Origin of the sequence: Acidianus brierleyi, from assembly GCF_003201835.2 — an archaeon.
GTDB lineage: Archaea > Thermoproteota > Thermoprotei_A > Sulfolobales > Sulfolobaceae > Aramenus > Aramenus brierleyi.
In genome coordinates, this window is the sequence record NZ_CP029289.2 from 143547 (window position 1) to 159592 (window position 16046).

19 protein-coding genes are annotated in these 16046 nt (G+C 32.6%); 8 read left to right on the forward strand and 11 right to left on the reverse strand.

Annotation, left to right across the window (positions count from 1 at the left end; all coding sequences use genetic code 11):
- Positions 1–44 precede the first annotated feature (44 nt).
- The gene (locus tag DFR85_RS16600) at positions 45–1013 is read left to right on the forward strand and encodes an NAD(P)/FAD-dependent oxidoreductase (protein WP_110269241.1); all 969 of its coding nucleotides are present in this window, start codon (positions 45–47) and stop codon (positions 1011–1013) included.
- Between the two features lie 2 nt (positions 1014–1015).
- Positions 1016–1789, forward strand: a complete 774-nt coding sequence (locus DFR85_RS16605; protein ID WP_110269242.1) for an inositol monophosphatase family protein — start codon at positions 1016–1018, stop codon at positions 1787–1789.
- Here DFR85_RS16605 and DFR85_RS16610 read toward each other — a convergent pair.
- Both DFR85_RS16610 and DFR85_RS16615 read right to left on the reverse strand, forming a co-directional pair.
- On the reverse strand, positions 1749–3551 hold the full coding sequence (locus tag DFR85_RS16610; RefSeq protein ID WP_168367102.1) for an AAA family ATPase: 1803 nt from the start codon (positions 3549–3551) through the stop codon (positions 1749–1751). The genes DFR85_RS16605 and DFR85_RS16610 overlap by 41 nt on opposite strands.
- A 114-nt stretch (positions 3552–3665) precedes the next feature.
- A complete protein-coding gene (locus DFR85_RS16615; protein ID WP_110269243.1) occupies positions 3666–5219 on the reverse strand; it encodes a phytoene desaturase family protein in 1554 nt (517 codons plus the stop codon).
- Between the two features lie 147 nt (positions 5220–5366).
- Between DFR85_RS16615 and DFR85_RS16620 the strand changes: the two genes are divergently transcribed.
- Positions 5367–6449 carry an alkaline phosphatase family protein gene (locus DFR85_RS16620; RefSeq protein WP_110269244.1) on the forward strand — a complete coding sequence of 361 codons (1083 nt, stop codon included), beginning with the start codon at positions 5367–5369 and terminating at the stop codon, positions 6447–6449.
- Positions 6442–6972 carry a phosphoribosyltransferase gene (locus DFR85_RS16625; protein ID WP_110269245.1) on the forward strand — a complete coding sequence of 177 codons (531 nt, stop codon included), beginning with the start codon at positions 6442–6444 and terminating at the stop codon, positions 6970–6972. Before DFR85_RS16620 ends, DFR85_RS16625 begins: the two co-directional genes overlap by 8 nt.
- On the opposite strand, the gene DFR85_RS16630 is transcribed toward DFR85_RS16625, so the two are convergent.
- Positions 6962–8623, reverse strand: a complete 1662-nt coding sequence (locus tag DFR85_RS16630; protein ID WP_110269246.1) for an acyl-CoA mutase large subunit family protein — start codon at positions 8621–8623, stop codon at positions 6962–6964. The two genes, DFR85_RS16625 and DFR85_RS16630, sit on opposite strands and share 11 nt — an antisense overlap.
- A gap of 87 nt (positions 8624–8710) precedes the next feature.
- On the opposite strand from DFR85_RS16630, the gene mce reads away from it, so the two are divergent.
- Together mce and hsp20 are read left to right on the forward strand one after the other, a co-directional pair.
- Positions 8711–9130 carry a methylmalonyl-CoA epimerase gene (gene mce, locus DFR85_RS16635; protein WP_110269247.1) on the forward strand — a complete coding sequence of 140 codons (420 nt, stop codon included), beginning with the start codon at positions 8711–8713 and terminating at the stop codon, positions 9128–9130.
- Positions 9131–9182: 52 nt separating this feature from the next.
- Complete coding sequence (gene hsp20, locus DFR85_RS16640) at positions 9183–9698, forward strand: archaeal heat shock protein Hsp20 (RefSeq protein WP_110269248.1); 516 nt, start codon at positions 9183–9185, stop codon at positions 9696–9698.
- On the opposite strand, the gene DFR85_RS16645 is transcribed toward hsp20, so the two are convergent.
- Entirely contained in the window at positions 9667–10179 is a 513-nt protein-coding gene (locus DFR85_RS16645) for a ZPR1 zinc finger domain-containing protein (RefSeq protein WP_110269249.1), read from the reverse strand. The two genes, hsp20 and DFR85_RS16645, sit on opposite strands and share 32 nt — an antisense overlap.
- A 61-nt stretch (positions 10180–10240) precedes the next feature.
- Between DFR85_RS16645 and DFR85_RS16650 the strand changes: the two genes are divergently transcribed.
- The gene (locus tag DFR85_RS16650; protein ID WP_110269250.1) at positions 10241–11806 is read left to right on the forward strand and encodes a GTPBP1 family GTP-binding protein; all 1566 of its coding nucleotides are present in this window, start codon (positions 10241–10243) and stop codon (positions 11804–11806) included.
- Here the strand turns inward: DFR85_RS16650 and DFR85_RS16655 are convergent.
- Both DFR85_RS16655 and DFR85_RS16660 read right to left on the reverse strand, forming a co-directional pair.
- Positions 11780–12199: an SRPBCC domain-containing protein gene (locus DFR85_RS16655; protein ID WP_110269251.1), complete on the reverse strand. Its 420-nt coding sequence runs from the start codon at positions 12197–12199 to the stop codon at positions 11780–11782. The two genes, DFR85_RS16650 and DFR85_RS16655, sit on opposite strands and share 27 nt — an antisense overlap.
- Complete coding sequence (locus DFR85_RS16660; protein WP_110269252.1) at positions 12196–12618, reverse strand: SRPBCC family protein; 423 nt, start codon at positions 12616–12618, stop codon at positions 12196–12198. Before DFR85_RS16660 ends, DFR85_RS16655 begins: the two co-directional genes overlap by 4 nt.
- Positions 12619–12653: 35 nt before the next feature.
- On the opposite strand from DFR85_RS16660, the gene DFR85_RS16665 reads away from it, so the two are divergent.
- A complete protein-coding gene (locus tag DFR85_RS16665) occupies positions 12654–13220 on the forward strand; it encodes a nucleotidyltransferase family protein (protein WP_110269253.1) in 567 nt (188 codons plus the stop codon).
- Here DFR85_RS16665 and cutC read toward each other — a convergent pair.
- The 5 genes from cutC to DFR85_RS16690 are packed head-to-tail and all read right to left on the reverse strand — an operon-like array spanning position 13162 to position 16043.
- Complete coding sequence (cutC, locus tag DFR85_RS16670; RefSeq protein ID WP_110269254.1) at positions 13162–13674, reverse strand: glyceraldehyde dehydrogenase subunit gamma; 513 nt, start codon at positions 13672–13674, stop codon at positions 13162–13164. The genes DFR85_RS16665 and cutC overlap by 59 nt on opposite strands.
- Positions 13675–13679: 5 nt before the next feature.
- Positions 13680–14513, reverse strand: coding sequence for a glyceraldehyde dehydrogenase subunit beta (gene cutB, locus DFR85_RS16675; RefSeq protein ID WP_110269255.1), 834 nt, complete (start codon positions 14511–14513; stop codon positions 13680–13682).
- 12 nt (positions 14514–14525) lie between these two features.
- Positions 14526–14675, reverse strand: coding sequence for a YHS domain-containing protein (locus DFR85_RS16680; protein ID WP_110269256.1), 150 nt, complete (start codon positions 14673–14675; stop codon positions 14526–14528).
- Positions 14676–14691: 16 nt separating this feature from the next.
- Positions 14692–15417, reverse strand: coding sequence for a uroporphyrinogen-III C-methyltransferase (gene cobA / locus DFR85_RS16685; protein WP_110269257.1), 726 nt, complete (start codon positions 15415–15417; stop codon positions 14692–14694).
- A gap of 38 nt (positions 15418–15455) precedes the next feature.
- Positions 15456–16043, reverse strand: a complete 588-nt coding sequence (locus DFR85_RS16690; RefSeq protein ID WP_110269258.1) for a hypothetical protein — start codon at positions 16041–16043, stop codon at positions 15456–15458.
- Positions 16044–16046 lie beyond the last annotated feature (3 nt).

Consider the following 16046-nt stretch of genomic DNA (forward strand, 5'->3'; position numbering starts at 1 on the left):
TTGAAAAAAATAAGCTTTAAAAAAACTGTATTTAAAATAATAGTATGAGTCTTTTACCCAAATCCTCAAATGTTGACTTAAACCAAGTTTTTGATACTGTAATTATAGGTCTTGGACCTGCAGCGTATAGTGCAGCATTATACTGCGGTAGATATATGCTTAAGACTCTAGTTATAGGAGAAACTCCTGGTGGGCAATTAACAGAGGCAGGAGAGGTAGATGACTACTTAGGATTAATTGGAATTCAAGCACAAGAAATGATAAGAGTATTTAACTCACATATAGAGAAATATAATGTACCAGTGATTCTTGATTCTGTAGAATCTTTCAAAAAAGAAGGAGACCTATATATCGTAAAAACTAAAAGAAAAGGAGAAGTAAAAACTAGGACTATAATTGTTGCAGTAGGAGTAAAAAGAAGGAAACTAAATGTACCTGGCGAAGATCAATTTGCTGGTAGAGGAGTATCCTATTGTTCAGTATGTGATGCACCACTGTTTAAAAATAGAATTGTTGCAGTAGTTGGTGGAGGAGATTCTGCATTAGAAGGTACAGAATTAATTTCTAGGTACGCTACTAAAGTCTATTTAATTCATAGAAGAGATCAGTTTAAAGCTCAACCATTCTATGTAGAAAACGTTAAGGCTAAGCCTAATGTAGAATTTATCTTTAATTCTTCTGTTACAGAAATCAAAGGAGACAAAATTGTAAAACAAATTACTGTAAAGAATTTAAAATCTGGAGAAACTAGACAACTAGATGTTAATGGAATATTTATAGAAATTGGATTTGAGCCTCCTGTTGATTTTGCAAAAGCTAACTCCCTTGAAACAGACAAAAACGGATATATAAAGGTAGATGAATGGACGAGAACTAATTTACCCGGTGTATTTGCTGCCGGCGACTGTACTGCTACATGGATAGGATTTAGACAAATTACCACGGCCACTGCTCAAGGAGCTGTAGCTGCACATAGTGCATATACATATCTAAATGAACATAAGGTAAGATAAAATTGGAAAAAATACTTAGAGATATAGGCAAAGAAGCAATTGATTTCCTAAATGAATTAAAAGGTAAAGAAGGAATAGACAAGATAATTGGACGGCATGGAGATGACACAACAAGAGTAGTTGACAAGAAATCAGAAGATTATATTTTTGAATTATTAAGAAATACTGGATATAAATTTTTATTTGTTTCGGAAGAATCCGGGACTATTAATGAGAATAATTATGACTACATAGCTGTAATAGATCCATTGGATGGAAGTACTAACTTTATAAATGGTATTCCATGGTCCTCAGTTTCAATAGCACTTTACAAGAACAATGAAAAAAACTTTATAAGATCATATGCAGGTGTTGTAGCAAATATATTTTCAAAAGAAATATATACATACTATAATGGAAAATCGTATATTAATGGAAATATAGTAGAAAATGTTAGACCTAAAAGTAATATAGTACTAGCATACTTCGGTAAAAAAGAAATTGATAAAGCTTATCAAATTTTAAAAAAACTAGAAGGATTCAAAATACGAACTCTAGGATCTTCATCATTAGACATGATATTAATATGCACTGGCAAAGCATACTTCTACTTTGATATAAGAGATAAAATAAGAAACGTAGATGTAGCGGCCTCAACTGGTTTTTGTTCATCATTAAAGATATATCCATTCAACTCTAGAAACGAAATTATAACTTCATCCTTAGAATCTGTAGACGTGATAGGAGAAATAATGCTCACTTATGATGAAGAACTGAAGAAGAGACTTTTTTTATAGTAGAGGGCTTTATTTTCTTATATGCTTCTAATAGATCTTCCTCTGAAATAACTCTATTTGTGTTACCCTTTATTACGTCCTTTAAGACTCTTATTTTAGCTTCTCTAGCTAATGCAGCTAAATCTGCACCACTATAATTGTCTGTCAACTCAGCTATTTTTGCGCAGTTAACTTTTTCGCATGTATCTTTACCAAGGTATTTTTGCAATATATCTAACCTTTCTTCCTTGTTAGGTAACCCCATTTTTACTATAATATCAAATCTGCCAGGTCTTAATAAAGCAGGATCAATAGTTCTTATTCTATTTGTAGTACCTATTACTACTACCTCTTTAAGATTTCTTATACCGTCCATTTCAGTTAGGAGCTGATTTACTATTTTAGAAGATTCACCTCCATTTTTCTGAGATCTCTTCGAGGCTATTGCGTCTAGTTCGTCCAACAGCACTATTGATGGTCTATTTTCCCTAGCTCTGTTAAATACTTCTTTTATGGTAGAAACTGCTCCCTCATATCCTTTATACATAATTTCTGCAACGCTAACAGATATTAACTTAACATCAAGAGTTTTAGATAGTGCTTTTGCCATCATTGTTTTTCCAACTCCAGGAGGTCCATAAAGCAAAATTCCTCTTATTGGAGGAACCTTCATTTGTTCCATCAAAGCAGAATATTTCAATTGGAGTTCCAATAACTCTTTTAACTCAATTTTAACCTTAGTGTATCCACCTATATCATCAAGTGTTATTTTGTCGCCTATTTCTGTTTCTATATCATCGCCTTTTCTTGATCTTCTTTCATAATCTAATCTAAATTTCTCAAAATCTTCTAACATCTGCAAAGTTATGCTAGGCTTATATCTTTGAATTATATCTAAGAAATCTTGCATTGTTATTTTCCTGTCTTTGTTAGTCTCAAGCGCCTCAACTGCCACTTTCCTAGCTGCTTCTTGACAAATATTAGCTAAATCTGCACCACTATATCTTTCTGTCATATCAGCTATCTTTTCAAGACTAACGTCATCAGCTAATGGTTTCCCACCACAATGTATTTTAAGAATCTCTAGTCTTGCATCCTTATTGGGAGGACCTACGTAAATTAATTTGTCAAACCTGCCTGCTCTTAAGAGCGCTTTATCCAATGTTTGAGGAACATTAGTAGAACCTACAATTATCACACCGTCATCACTATGTAAACCATCTATTTCCGACAACATCAATGATAACAATCTAGGTGTAACTGAGTCTCCTGTATGACTCTCTCTTTTTACTCCTATAGTGTCTATCTCATCAAAGAATAATATACAAGGAGCATTTTTCCTAGCGTTTGCAAAAAGTTCTCTAAGTCTAGCCTCGCTCTCGCCATACCATTTACTCATTATATCACTTACATTAACATAAATGAAGTTTATTTTGGCGTCAGAAGCTAACGCTCTCATCATTAACGTTTTACCACATCCGGGGGGACCAAATAAGAGAATACCTTTAGGAGGCCTTAAACCATATCTTCTAGCAACGTCCTTGTTTTTGAGAGGAAATTCAACGTAATCTTTTATTTCCTTCTTGACATCTGGATACCCGCCAATTTCTGTCCAGCTAACTTTTTTCTCCTCTTCATCTTTTTTCTTATTTTTTACTTGTAGTTGCGTCGCTTTATCGCTTGACATGAAATTTGTAGTAAACTTCTTAAATATCCCCATAAGTAAGAATACAATAATAGAAAGTGATATAAAAAGTATAATTAAGGTCTCTGTATAGCTCATTTAAATCAAGATATATTATTGGCATGGCAATATTTAAGCGTGTTATAATGAGTATTTTATAAAAAACTTATAAAAAATAATTTAACTAGGTAAAAGAAAAACATCATAACCAAATCATTTATAATAACCAGACCTAATATCTTCCAAAATTTTTGTTGCTGCATTATAACCTGGTGCTCCAGTAACTCCACCTCCTGGGTGTGTTCCAGATCCGCATAAGTAAAGCCCCTTAATTGGAGTAGTATAATCACTAAAGCTAGGTATAGGACGAAATACATATAATTGATCAGGAGTCATGTCAACGTGAAATATATTGCCTTCCCATATTCCGAATCTTCTTTCAATATCTAGAGGAGTTAAGACTTCATATTTTATAGGATTGAAGTTTGGTGCAAATTCCCTTATTTTATTAATAGTTATCTCCGCTATTTTATCTTTAATACTATCTAATTTCTTAGAATAAGGCAAATATTGTCCAAAAATTGAGAAAACAAACTTTCCTGGAGGAGCTACTGTAGGATCCACGCTAGATTGTATATTAATAGATAGCCAAGGTTCTTTTGAGTATCCAAAAAATTTTGCATCGTAAAAGGATTTCTCTATATACTCTACACTAGGCATAATTAACTCGGAAGCAATATGCTCTGGAGCTAGTGAAGTTCCGTTCCCAAAATTAGGTAATTCTTCAAGATATCCAACTATTTTGAAAGAAACACCCGTAGTCTTAAGATTCCTTATCTTTTTAATAAAATCATTATCCATATCGGATTTTACTAATCTCAAGAAAGTTGTTTTAGGATCGGCATTAGACACAACTATTTTACTTTCTATTACTTTTCCAGAATTTAACATGACTCCATTAACTTGATTATTTTTAATTTTTATTTCAGAAATTTCCGATTGAGTAAAAATATCTACACCAAATTTTTCTGCACTTCTTTTTAATGCTTGCGTTATGCCTCCCATTCCACCCTCTACATAACCCCACGCACCTTTTATGCCATTGACTTCTCCTATTACATGGTGAGCAAGGACATATGCTGTCCCAGAAGTTGAAGGAGAAGCGTAAGTGCCGACTACCGCATCTTCAATTAATGCTGATTTTACTTCATCACTTTCGAAAAATTCGTCTAATAAAGACTTTCCATCTTGTACGAAAGTTCGCATAAAATTAAGTGCTTTTTCTTCATCTATATTTAAATTTTTTATTAAACTTACTATATTTTCAATCTCAGAAATTTTTATAGGTCTATTTAGCATCAATAAATCCGCCAACTCATAAAAAGGATCCCAGAATTTTACCCACTTTTCATAATTCTTAGAATCTTGCTTGGAAAATTTTTCTATTTCTTTTTGTGTCTTCTTTAGACTAGACCATATGTAAAGATTCTTACCATTTGGGAAAGGAACAAATAATCCAGGATCTTTGGTATATACTTTTAACCCATTACTATAAAGGTTCAAGTCATCAATAATTTTTTGCCTAAAAAGACTTAAGACATAAGCTCCTGTAGAAACTTTTATACCAGGCCACAGCTCTTCTGTTACTGATGCTCCACCTACTATGTTTCTTCGCTCAAAAACGGCTACCTTAAGGCCATTTTTAGCTAAATAAGAAGCTGTTACTAATCCATTATGTCCAGCACCAATTATGATTACATCATACATAATTACTTCCTCTCTATCATCCACGCTAAAAGAGCTAAAGCTATAGAAATTGATACTAAACCAATTGCTATATATGAAAATATTATTATTAAATCTTGAGTAGCCATTGTAAGTTATTTTATAAGGGGGATTTTAACATTATTTGCTATGATATTACCTAACTATAACGAAAATCTGTACTCTTTAGCATGTGGAATATCTGACTTTCTAGGTGTAAATAGAGAGTGCTTAAGCAAAATAGATATTTCTGGAAGAAGATTAGTTGTAATACTTATGGATGGTTTTGGATGGAATATAATGCAAAAAGCCAACATTAATAAACCAGAAGCAAGAAAAATTCAAACAGTATTTCCATCTACTACATCTACAGTTTTAACAACATTATTTACAGCCATGACTCCAGGCGAACATGGAATCCTCGGATACAACACTTTTGTAAAGAACATGGGAGGAATAATAAATACATTAAAATATACTCACCCTGCAATAGATGAGAGAGATTCTTTGAAGGGCGCAGTGCCTTTTGATAAAGCTTTCCCTAATGTAAGAGGATATTTACAAGAAATAAAAGATAAGAAAACTTTAGATATAGTTCCGAAAGGAATAGAAGATACAGAATTTTCTAAAGCTACACATGCACGAACTACTGAGCATAAACCATATGTAGATTTTTGGGACGCTATGTATCTTTTCTCTCAAAGCCTTAATAATAATTATGATTTTATTTACTTTTATTTACCATACGTGGATACGTTAGCACATAAACATGGACCTTATGCCGAACCAACAATTTCAGCGGCTAGAGAAATTTTCGAGTCAATCTATTCTATAGCAAATAAATTTAATCAATACACATTTATCATTACAGCAGATCATGGCCACGTAATGGTATCTGATAATATAAACATAAAAGAAGACAAGGAATTTATGGGAATGCTTGACGTACCTCCATATGGTGACTCTAGAGCTTTATTTCTAAGAAGTAGGTATGATATGAAGACCTATTTATCTCATAAATTTAATCTAAAAATATTTACAAAAATAGAAATGGAAAAACTATTTGGAAAAATAGGTAATATAGATTTACCAGATTTTATAGCAGTACCAGAAGATAATAAGGCATATATCTTTGATTATAAGGAAAATGGAGATTATGGAAAGCTTAAAGGACACCATGGCGGTCTACTTGAAGAGGAATTTGAAATTCCGTTGGTGACTATAAATGGTTGAATATTATATTCCTACATGGGACGAAATAGAAGAAGACGTATTTCAAATAGCAGAAAAAATAGCCAATGAAAAATTTGTTCCTGACGTTATAATAGCTATCTTAACAGGAGGAGTAATTCCAGCTAAACTTTTTTCTGATATTTTTGGAATAAAAACGTTAAGATACATAGAAATAAAATTTTATAGAGGAGTTAATAAAACAGATGCTAAGCCTGTAGTAAAAGCAGTTTATGTTAATGACGTCGAAAATAAGAAAATTCTAATAGTTGACGATGTTGCAGATAGTGGAGAAACACTAGAGGCTGTAACAAACGTCATAGCAATGTTCAATCCGTCATTAATAAGAACAGCTACTATATATGTGAAACCATGGTCCAGAAAATATCCAGATTATTATAGTAAAATAATAGATAAGTGGATAATATTCCCTTGGGATAAATGGGATGTAGTAAGAGAAAATAAAGACGCACCAGTAAAAAATAAGGAAAGATTTCTAGAGTTACATAATTCTATTAAAAAATAATAGGTTCCCTATATTCTCCCCATACTTCTCTTAGTGTATTACTTATTTCTCCTACAGTAGCTCCTGATTTTACTGCATTAAGTATATGAGGAAACATATTTTCTTTTCTACTTTCTGCAACTTTTCTTAAACTATTTAATGAATCTCTAGTCTTCATTTCATCTCTTTCTGATCTATATTTTTTCAATCTTTGTAGAACTCTTTCTCTAACCTCTGGATTAACTCTAAATACTTCCGTAGTTCCTAACCAGTCTTGTTCAAAAGCAAAATTTACTCCTATTTTAATCATATCACCGTCTTCAATTTTCTTTTGAAGCCTATATGCACTCTCGGCAATCTCGGCCTGCGGATATCCTTTTTCAATTGCACTCATCATACCTCCCATGTCTTCAATTTTATGAATTATTTTCCATGCTTTATCTTCTATTTCGTCTGTTAACCATTCTATATAATAAGAACCTGCTAATGGATCAACAGTTTCTGTGCTTCCACTCTCGTAGGCTATTATTTGCTGTACCCTTATTGCTATTTTTGCTGCTTTTTCTCCTGGCAATGCCAGGGCCTCATCATACGCGTTAACATGTAGGCTTTGAGTTCCACCTAATACTGCTGCCAATGCTTGTAATGTTGTACGAATTATATTAATTTCTGGCTGCTGTGCTGTTAACTCAGCACCTCCAGTCTGAGTATGAAACTTTAGGGTCATAGAATCTGGTTTTTTAGCGTTAAACCATTCCTTCATTATTTTAGCCCATATCCTTCTTGCAGCTCTAAACTTGGCTACTTCCTCAAATATGTTTGTATATCCTGCAAAAAAGAACGATAGTGTTGAAGCAAAATCATCAACAGGAATTCCTCTCTCAATAGTTTTTCTAACGTACTCTATTCCATCTGATAATGTAAAAGCTACCTCAAGTACGGCATCAGCTCCCGCTTCCCTAATGTGATATCCACTTATACTTATTGGATGCCATTTAGGGAAGTTCTTATAGGAATATTCTATAAGGTCTACTGCGTACCTCATTGAAGGTTCAGGAGGATAAATGAAATTTTTTCTGGCTATATATTCTTTTAAGATATCATTTTGTACTGTACCGTCAACTAATCTAGTGTCGATTCCTCTATTTTCTGCCGTAGTAACATACATAGATAACAATTCCATTGCTGTAGCATTGATAGTCATAGATGTAGATACTTTATCTATAGGTATAGAACTCATTACATTATCCATTTCTTTCCAGTGGAACATTGACACTCCTACAACGCCTACTTCTGTATATGCTAAATCATTGTCTGGATCTAAACCTAATTGTGTTGGTAAATCAAAAGCCATGCTTAAGCCCGTTTGTCCTGCTTCTAAAAGTTTTCTAAAACGCAAATTAGTATCTTCAGAGGATCCAAACCCAGCATATTGTCTTATTGTCCATATCCTTCCTCTATACATATTAGGATATATACCTCGTGTGTAAGGATATTCTCCTGGAAATCCAATATTCTCATTATAATCTCCTTTTAAATCCAAAGGGGTATACAATGGTTTTATTTGAATTCCAGAAGGAGTTGTAAATACAGCTTTACGTTCTTTTCTCTTAGCAATCCACTTCTTATATACGTTATCTTCCCATTCTCGTAATCTATCTTCTACATCCAATAGAAATACCCAATATACAATTGCTTAAACAGTATAAAACCTTTGCTTTTTAATCAAATTTATAAGTGAAAATGAATCAATTAGCATATGGAATCAGAAAATGTAGATCATATAGGTATAGTTGTGGAAAACCTAGAAAACGCGATTAATTTTTATCAAGAAAAATTCGGTATGAAAGTTATCGATAAGGAAATCCTTGAGGACAGAGGTCTAAAAGTAGCATTTATGATAGGTAAAAATGGAGAGACAGCTTTAGAGTTATTAGAACCAGTAAACCATGAAGATCTCAATAATACAATAGCAAAATTCTTAAAAAATAGGGGGCCGGGCTTACATCATATAGCGATAAGAGTTTCAAATATTGAAATGTCTTTAAAAGATTTACAGAATGAAGGACTAACACTAATCGATAAGGAACCAAGAAAAGGGGCAAGAGGACATTTAGTGGCGTTTATACATCCTAAGAGCTCTATGGGAACGCTCATTGAACTTGTTCAAGAAAGATAGTATTTTTAGTAAATTTTAAATTCCTACATTGAGATAACATACACGACCAAAGATGGCCGGAAGAAAAGAAAGAAAAGATCCATTCAGTTACTTTGATGACATGATTAGAGATCTAGAAAAAGAATTTGAAGATATGGAAAGAGAGTTTTTTGAGGCAGCCAAAAAAGGCGAAGTTAAGACATACGGACCTTATGTTTATGGATTTAGCGTAACTGTAGGACCAGATGGAAAACCAGTAGTAGAAGAATTTGGCAATATTAAAAGACTAGGAAATAAACCAGTAATAAGTGAAGAAAGGGAGCCAGTGGTGGATGTTATAGAAAAGAAAGACGAAATAAGTGTAGTAGCAGAAGTACCTGGAGTCGATAAAAATAGCATAAAAGTGACAGTTGATGGAAATAAATTAACTATAAGTGCAAATTCTCCCGATAAGAAATATTATAAGGAAGTTGAATTACCAGCTAAGGTCGATGAGAATTCGGCAAAAGCCACATATAAAAATGGAGTATTAGAAGTAACTTTCAAGAAAATAGAGACTAGCTCTGGGAAAGAGATAAAAGTTGAGTAATTTTTGCTTTTTCACTTTTAATAAAACTTAAACCAGAAGGATCTTCTATTATTAATGTGAAAGTTAACTCACCATTTTTTGCTTTATATAGCTTTTTACAATTATTTTCGTCGCATAAACTTCCTAAATTATCCATTATAGCTTCTATTAAACCTTCGACTGTAGATATTATACCTTGAGACCCTGCCATTGGTGTAATCTCAACATCTAATTCTGGTATAAACATTGAAGCAAAAGCTGATCTATAAACTAGAATATTTAAATCTTCATCTCTCTCTATTTTCAACTCAATTTTTTTAGGCGTATAAGTCTCATAAGGTTTAACGTCTCTGTATCTATAGTTACAATTACTACAAACCCAATTTGATAAAATAAGTTTTCCAGTATTTTCAGACTCATAAAGGTAATCCCTAGCTACAAGAGTATTTTTACCGCATACTGGGCATTTTAATGTTTCTTCAAATATTAATTTAGGCTCCATTATCTCAACCAAAGCTTATTTGGTAGTTCTGCATTAATTTTAATTTGAGATAAGTGGTGAAATGAAATATCCACGAGAGAATGATATAGGTAAAATAGAATATAAGCTTATCCTATCTGACGTTCCAGACGAAAGATTACAAGAACTAGCAAGTCAGATGAAGTTTAGAATAGAAGAAGGCGGTGGAGAAGCTATTTATATTGTAGGCGTAAGCGACGATGGAGACGTAATAGGATTAGATCAAAACGAATTATCAAACACAATTTCCGTCTTAGAAAAAATAGCTAAAATGATAAATGCCAAAATTGTTCACCAAAGACTAGTCGAAGTTAAAAATGATAGATATGTGGCTGAACTCCTTATTAGACTCCATAAAGATAACATGCCAATCCAAGTAAATGTTGCAGTAATGGGCCACGTTAATGCTGGAAAAAGCACAGTTACCGGAACTCTAATATCAGGGAAATTAGATGATGGTAATGGCAGTTTAAGAATAATGATAGCAAGGTATTTGCATGAGATAATCAGTGGAAGAACATCATCAATAACCATGAGAATACTAGGATTTAACGATAGCGGTAATATAGTAAACCACTTTCTTAGAGATCCTTTAGATGAGGCAGACGTTACTATTAATAGTTCTAAAATAATAAGATTAATAGACCTTGGAGGACATGAAAGATATTTGAGAACTACTCTAAAAGGGTTAATGGGTTATGATGTTAATTACGTTATGCTAGTTGTAGGTGCAGACGATGGATTAAGTATAATGGGACGAGAACATCTAGCAGTAGCTTCAGTACTTAAATTCCCTATTTTCGTCGTTATAACTAAGGTTGATAAATTTCCTAAGGAACGCGTAGAGAAAATTGTTTACGACATAAAAAACGTTCTTAAAATACCTGGCATAAATAGGTTTACAATGGAAGTAGAGGATGAAAATGATGTCTTAAATGCAATTGTCGGATTAAAAACCGGGAGAATAGTTCCAATTTTCCAAGTATCAAATGTTACAGGCCAGGGTATTAATCTGTTAACTAGATTTCTTTATATGTTACCGCCAAGAAAACTAGAGACAGTAAGCCGCAATCCATTAATATACATTGATGAAATATATAATGTGACAGGTGTTGGAATTGTTGTACTGGGATCAGTAATTAGAGGTAACGTTAACTCCAACGAGCAAATATTTATAGGTCCAACAAAATTTGGAGATTTTATACAAGCAAAGATAAAAAGTATTCAAGTTAATAGAGTTTTCGTGGATGAAGTAAAACCTGGCACTATAGCAACTTTTGCAGTACAAGGAATAGAAAGAGATCTATTAAGAAAAGGAATGGTAATAACTAAAAATAAACCGAAAGCCGTAATGAGTTTTAAGGCAAAAATAATTGTATTACATCACCCTACTACTATAAAAGAAGGTTATGTTGCTACAATGCATTTATATACTATAAGACAAGCAGTTAGATTTTCAAAGATAAATAAAGGGCTATTAAGAACTGGAGATTCTTCTGACGTGGAATTAACCTTTCTATATAGACCAGAATATATAGAAAAAGGTCAGATATTTATATTTAGAGAAGGAAGAACAAGAGGTCTAGGAATTATTACTGACGTTGATTAATGATAGTGTGCATGCTATTATTTCCTTTGTCACTTCTTTAGCCTTAGAATCAATAGTTTTACGTATAGCATTAGAAAGAGGTCCTCTAACATCATAACTTGCATGCCACTCAACATATTTATCTTCTACTTTAACATTAGTATTTATGGTAATAATTATTCCTGGACCAGAAACTTCTATTACATTCTTAACTTCATTATTTAATACTTGAAAGTCTCTTATTTCACCTTCTAATTCAATTTGTAATGGACCCATTTTCATTTCTGCAGTAAACTTGTTTCCTTCGACTTTTGTCACATTTGGAGTACATTTAAGAAGATTATCTTTATTTCCAAGAATTTTTATAGCAACTTCTTTATCTCTTATTTCTTCTTTTCCACTAATTTCGTTCATTTCTTGTCAACCCTTTGCTTTAAGCAGTCGAAAAGTTCTCCAATTATTTTGTTCATAGCAGGTTCCATTAGTCTACCTCCAACCGATGCAAGAATTCCAGATACTTTAACGTCAGCTTCATAAGCTATTTTATTGTCTTCAACTATAACATTAGCTAAAATATCTACATTACTATTTAGTCCAGTGCCCTTTGCGGTTAACGAGAAACCGTTATCTCGCATTTCAGTAAACTTTACGGTAGCCTTATAATCACCTTTTATAAAACCTATACCTGTACTCCCAGTTACTTTATATTCATCTCCTTCCTTTTTTATCTCCTTAATTCCAGGGAAACACTTGGCTACATCCTCAAGATTTTGTAATATATTCATTATTTCAGATTTATTTGCTTTTACTTCAACACTACCTTGATACTTCATAGAGTTCTTTAATCACTTCACAAAAATATCTTTTAATGACAATAGCTTCGATAATTCTAGCAGGAGGAGAAGCGAGAAGATTTGGTAAAAATAAGTTAATTGAAAAAATTAATGGAAAAGAAATAATTTTGAGAGTATTAGACGCAGTACCTACAGAAGAAAGAGCAATAATAGTAGGGAAATATTGGGAGGATATTCTAAAACTAATACAAAACGAGATAATAATATATAATCCGTTCTGGAAAAGCGGGCTTAGTTCCTCATTAAAACTAGGCATAAAGTTCTTCTATAATTATGAAGCTGTAATGGTATTTCTAGGAGATATGCCATTAATAACTAAGGATATCTCTAACAGAATAATTAAATCATTCAAAGACATGTGTGTAGCTATTGTGCCTACATATTCTGGCATATGGGGAAATCCAGTTATTTTACGCAAAAATCTTTTTGACGATATCATGCAACTAACTGGGGATAAAGGAGCCAAGGATATTCTAAAAACAAAGAAAAATATATGTACTGTAGAAATAGGAAAAGAAGTGCTTACTGATGTTGATACGGAGTCTGATTTATCCTTAATTTCTGAGAAGCAGACTTTATAGCCTCAACTATATTTTGATATCCAGTACACCTACAAAGATTACCAGATATTCCTTCTCTTATTTCTGTTTCTGTGGGATTTGGATTTTCATTCAATAACCAATAAGCTTCCATTATCATACCTGGAGTGCAATATCCGCATTGGAGAGCGTGCTTCTCCCAGAAAGCCTCTTGAATAGGATGTAATTTTCCATCTTTTGCAAGTCCTTCTACAGTGAGTATTTCTGAGCCATCTGCTTCTACTGCTAATACAGTACAAGATTTAACTGATTTCCCATTCATTATTACAGTGCAAGCTCCACAATTCGAAGTATCGCAACCTACATGCACTCCAGTAAAACCTAATTCCCTTAGAACATGCACTAGCAATCTTCTTGGTTCGGTTTCATATTCATAAACATTACCATTTATTTTTAAGTGAATTTTTGTTTTTTCATTATTTTCTATAACTTTCATTTAATTCACCTTCTTATTGCTTCTATAATTGCCCTCTTAGTCATTATTTTAGTTACCTTCTTTTTATATTCTGCTGAACCTCGTATATCTGAGGAAGGATTAGCATATTTCAGAACAAGATTAGAAGCCTCCTCTATTGTCTTTTCATTTATTTTATCTTTTAATATATTTTCTGCGTCATAAGCTCTCACTGCCTTAGTATTAACTGCAGTAAGACCTATTCTTACGTCTTTAGCTTCTTCACCTTCCATCTTAAGCAAAACTGCTACACCTACTATAGCAAAATCTCCAGCTCTTTTCTCTAATTTCTGATATGAAAACTTATATGACGAAAAGTCATTAACTCTTATTTCCTTAAGTAATTCTCCTTGATTTAAGTCTGGACTAAACATATCTTTATCATATGCCGAAAAATCTTCTGTTCTTTCGCCATTTTTTCCAACAATTTTTACTTTAGCGTCCATAGCTATTAATGCTGCAGGATAGTCTGCTGATGGATCTAAATGAGATGCGCTTCCTCCTATAGTTCCCATATTTCTTACTTGTGGATCTCCTATTTTGGATGCAGTTTCACTTAGTAATGGAATATTTGCTTTCGATATTTCGTAATGAGTAGAAAGAGCTCCAATTGCATATTCATCTCCTTCTTTTTTTAAATAATGTAATTCATTTAGCTTTCTGATATCTACTAAATAAGAAGGTCTTATGATTCTTAGTTTTAGCATCGGTATCAAACTATGACCTCCAGCTAAGGCTTTTGAATCATCATGTTTCTCTAAGAACTCTAATGCCTCATTTAAATTATCTGGAAAGACGTAACCAAATTTTGGAGGATACATTGTGGTTATATTTTACTTTTCTTTAATATTCTTTACGTATTTATCTGGATTTTTCTTAAATTCGGCCATGCACATGGGGCTACAAAAATAGTACGTAACTGATTTATAAGTATATTTGTAGGTAGTATTATTAACTTCTTCTCCACATACGGGATCCTTCATTGTCTATCATGAATATTTATGATAATTGCCACAATTTATTTCTTAGTTTAATTACTTCCCCTACTACTATTATTGCTGGAGATTTTACATTATTTTCTCTAACTATTTTTTCCAGGTTAGATATTGTGGAAATATACACTTTTTGAGTATCTAAAGTTCCATCTTGAATAATTGCTACTGGTGAGTCAGGGTCTCTAACTTCTAAAAGTACTTGCTTTAGTCTATCAACTTTATTTATACCCATTAAAATTACTAAAGTGCCTTTTTTTGGAATATAGCCTTTGTCTATTACTTCACCTCCAGCTTTAGTCCCAGTTATTACGCAAAATCCAGAAGAAAACCATCTGCTAGTTACTGGAATTCCAGCATATTCTGGAACTGCTATCGCACTAGTTATACCTGGTATAACCTCACAGTCTATACCAGAATTAATTACAAACGAACATTCTTCTTCTCCTCTCCCAAAGACATATGGATCACCACCCTTTAGCCTAACTACTATTTTTCCTTCCATAGCCTTTTTGACTAATATTTCATTAATTTCGTCTTGATACCTAGAATCACCTATATTTTTTCCAACATATATTAGTTCAACATCTTTTTTACAATTATCTAATAGCTCCTTAGATATGAGTCTATCATATACTACAACATCTGCGTTTTTAAGAATTCTTAATCCTTTTACAGTTATTAACTCTGGATCTCCAGGTCCTGCACCTATAAGGTAAACTCTTCCATACACTACGTGATATACTATAATAAGAATAAAAATTTAGACTCTTATATGGCGTTTATTTTCTTTATAACATAAACTGCAAATATAACGCCTTCTGAAAATTTTATACCATATACATATCCTAATACATTATCAACTAAAACAGTTTCAGGTAGTCCATAGATTTGCGAGAATATATAAAGTACTATCACGTAAAATAAATCTCCTGCGAATGCTAGACTATATAATACTACTTTTTCCATAAATTTTAATGATGAAATAAAATATCCTGCTATAAATCCACCAGAGAGCTCAGAAGCATATGCAAGTATTGATATAGCCGCATTAGTTTCTACTGCCCTAAAAGCTAATGGAGTTAACCAAGGTATAACAAGAAAAGAAAATATTACAAAACCTATCCAACTTCTTTTTCTTAATAAAAGTGAGGCTATAGGCATTTGAGTGCCATCTAGATCCACAAACTTATCTTTTGGAGTAGAAGAATTCATAACATACCAGCCTAATATAGCTCCTCCGATAATAGGACCTTGGTAAGATATTAATTTTTGTAGAGGATCACCAATAACATAAACTACGCCAGAAATAATCAAAATAAAAAAAGATAAATATTTTCCGAGATTAAGAAAATTCATGAT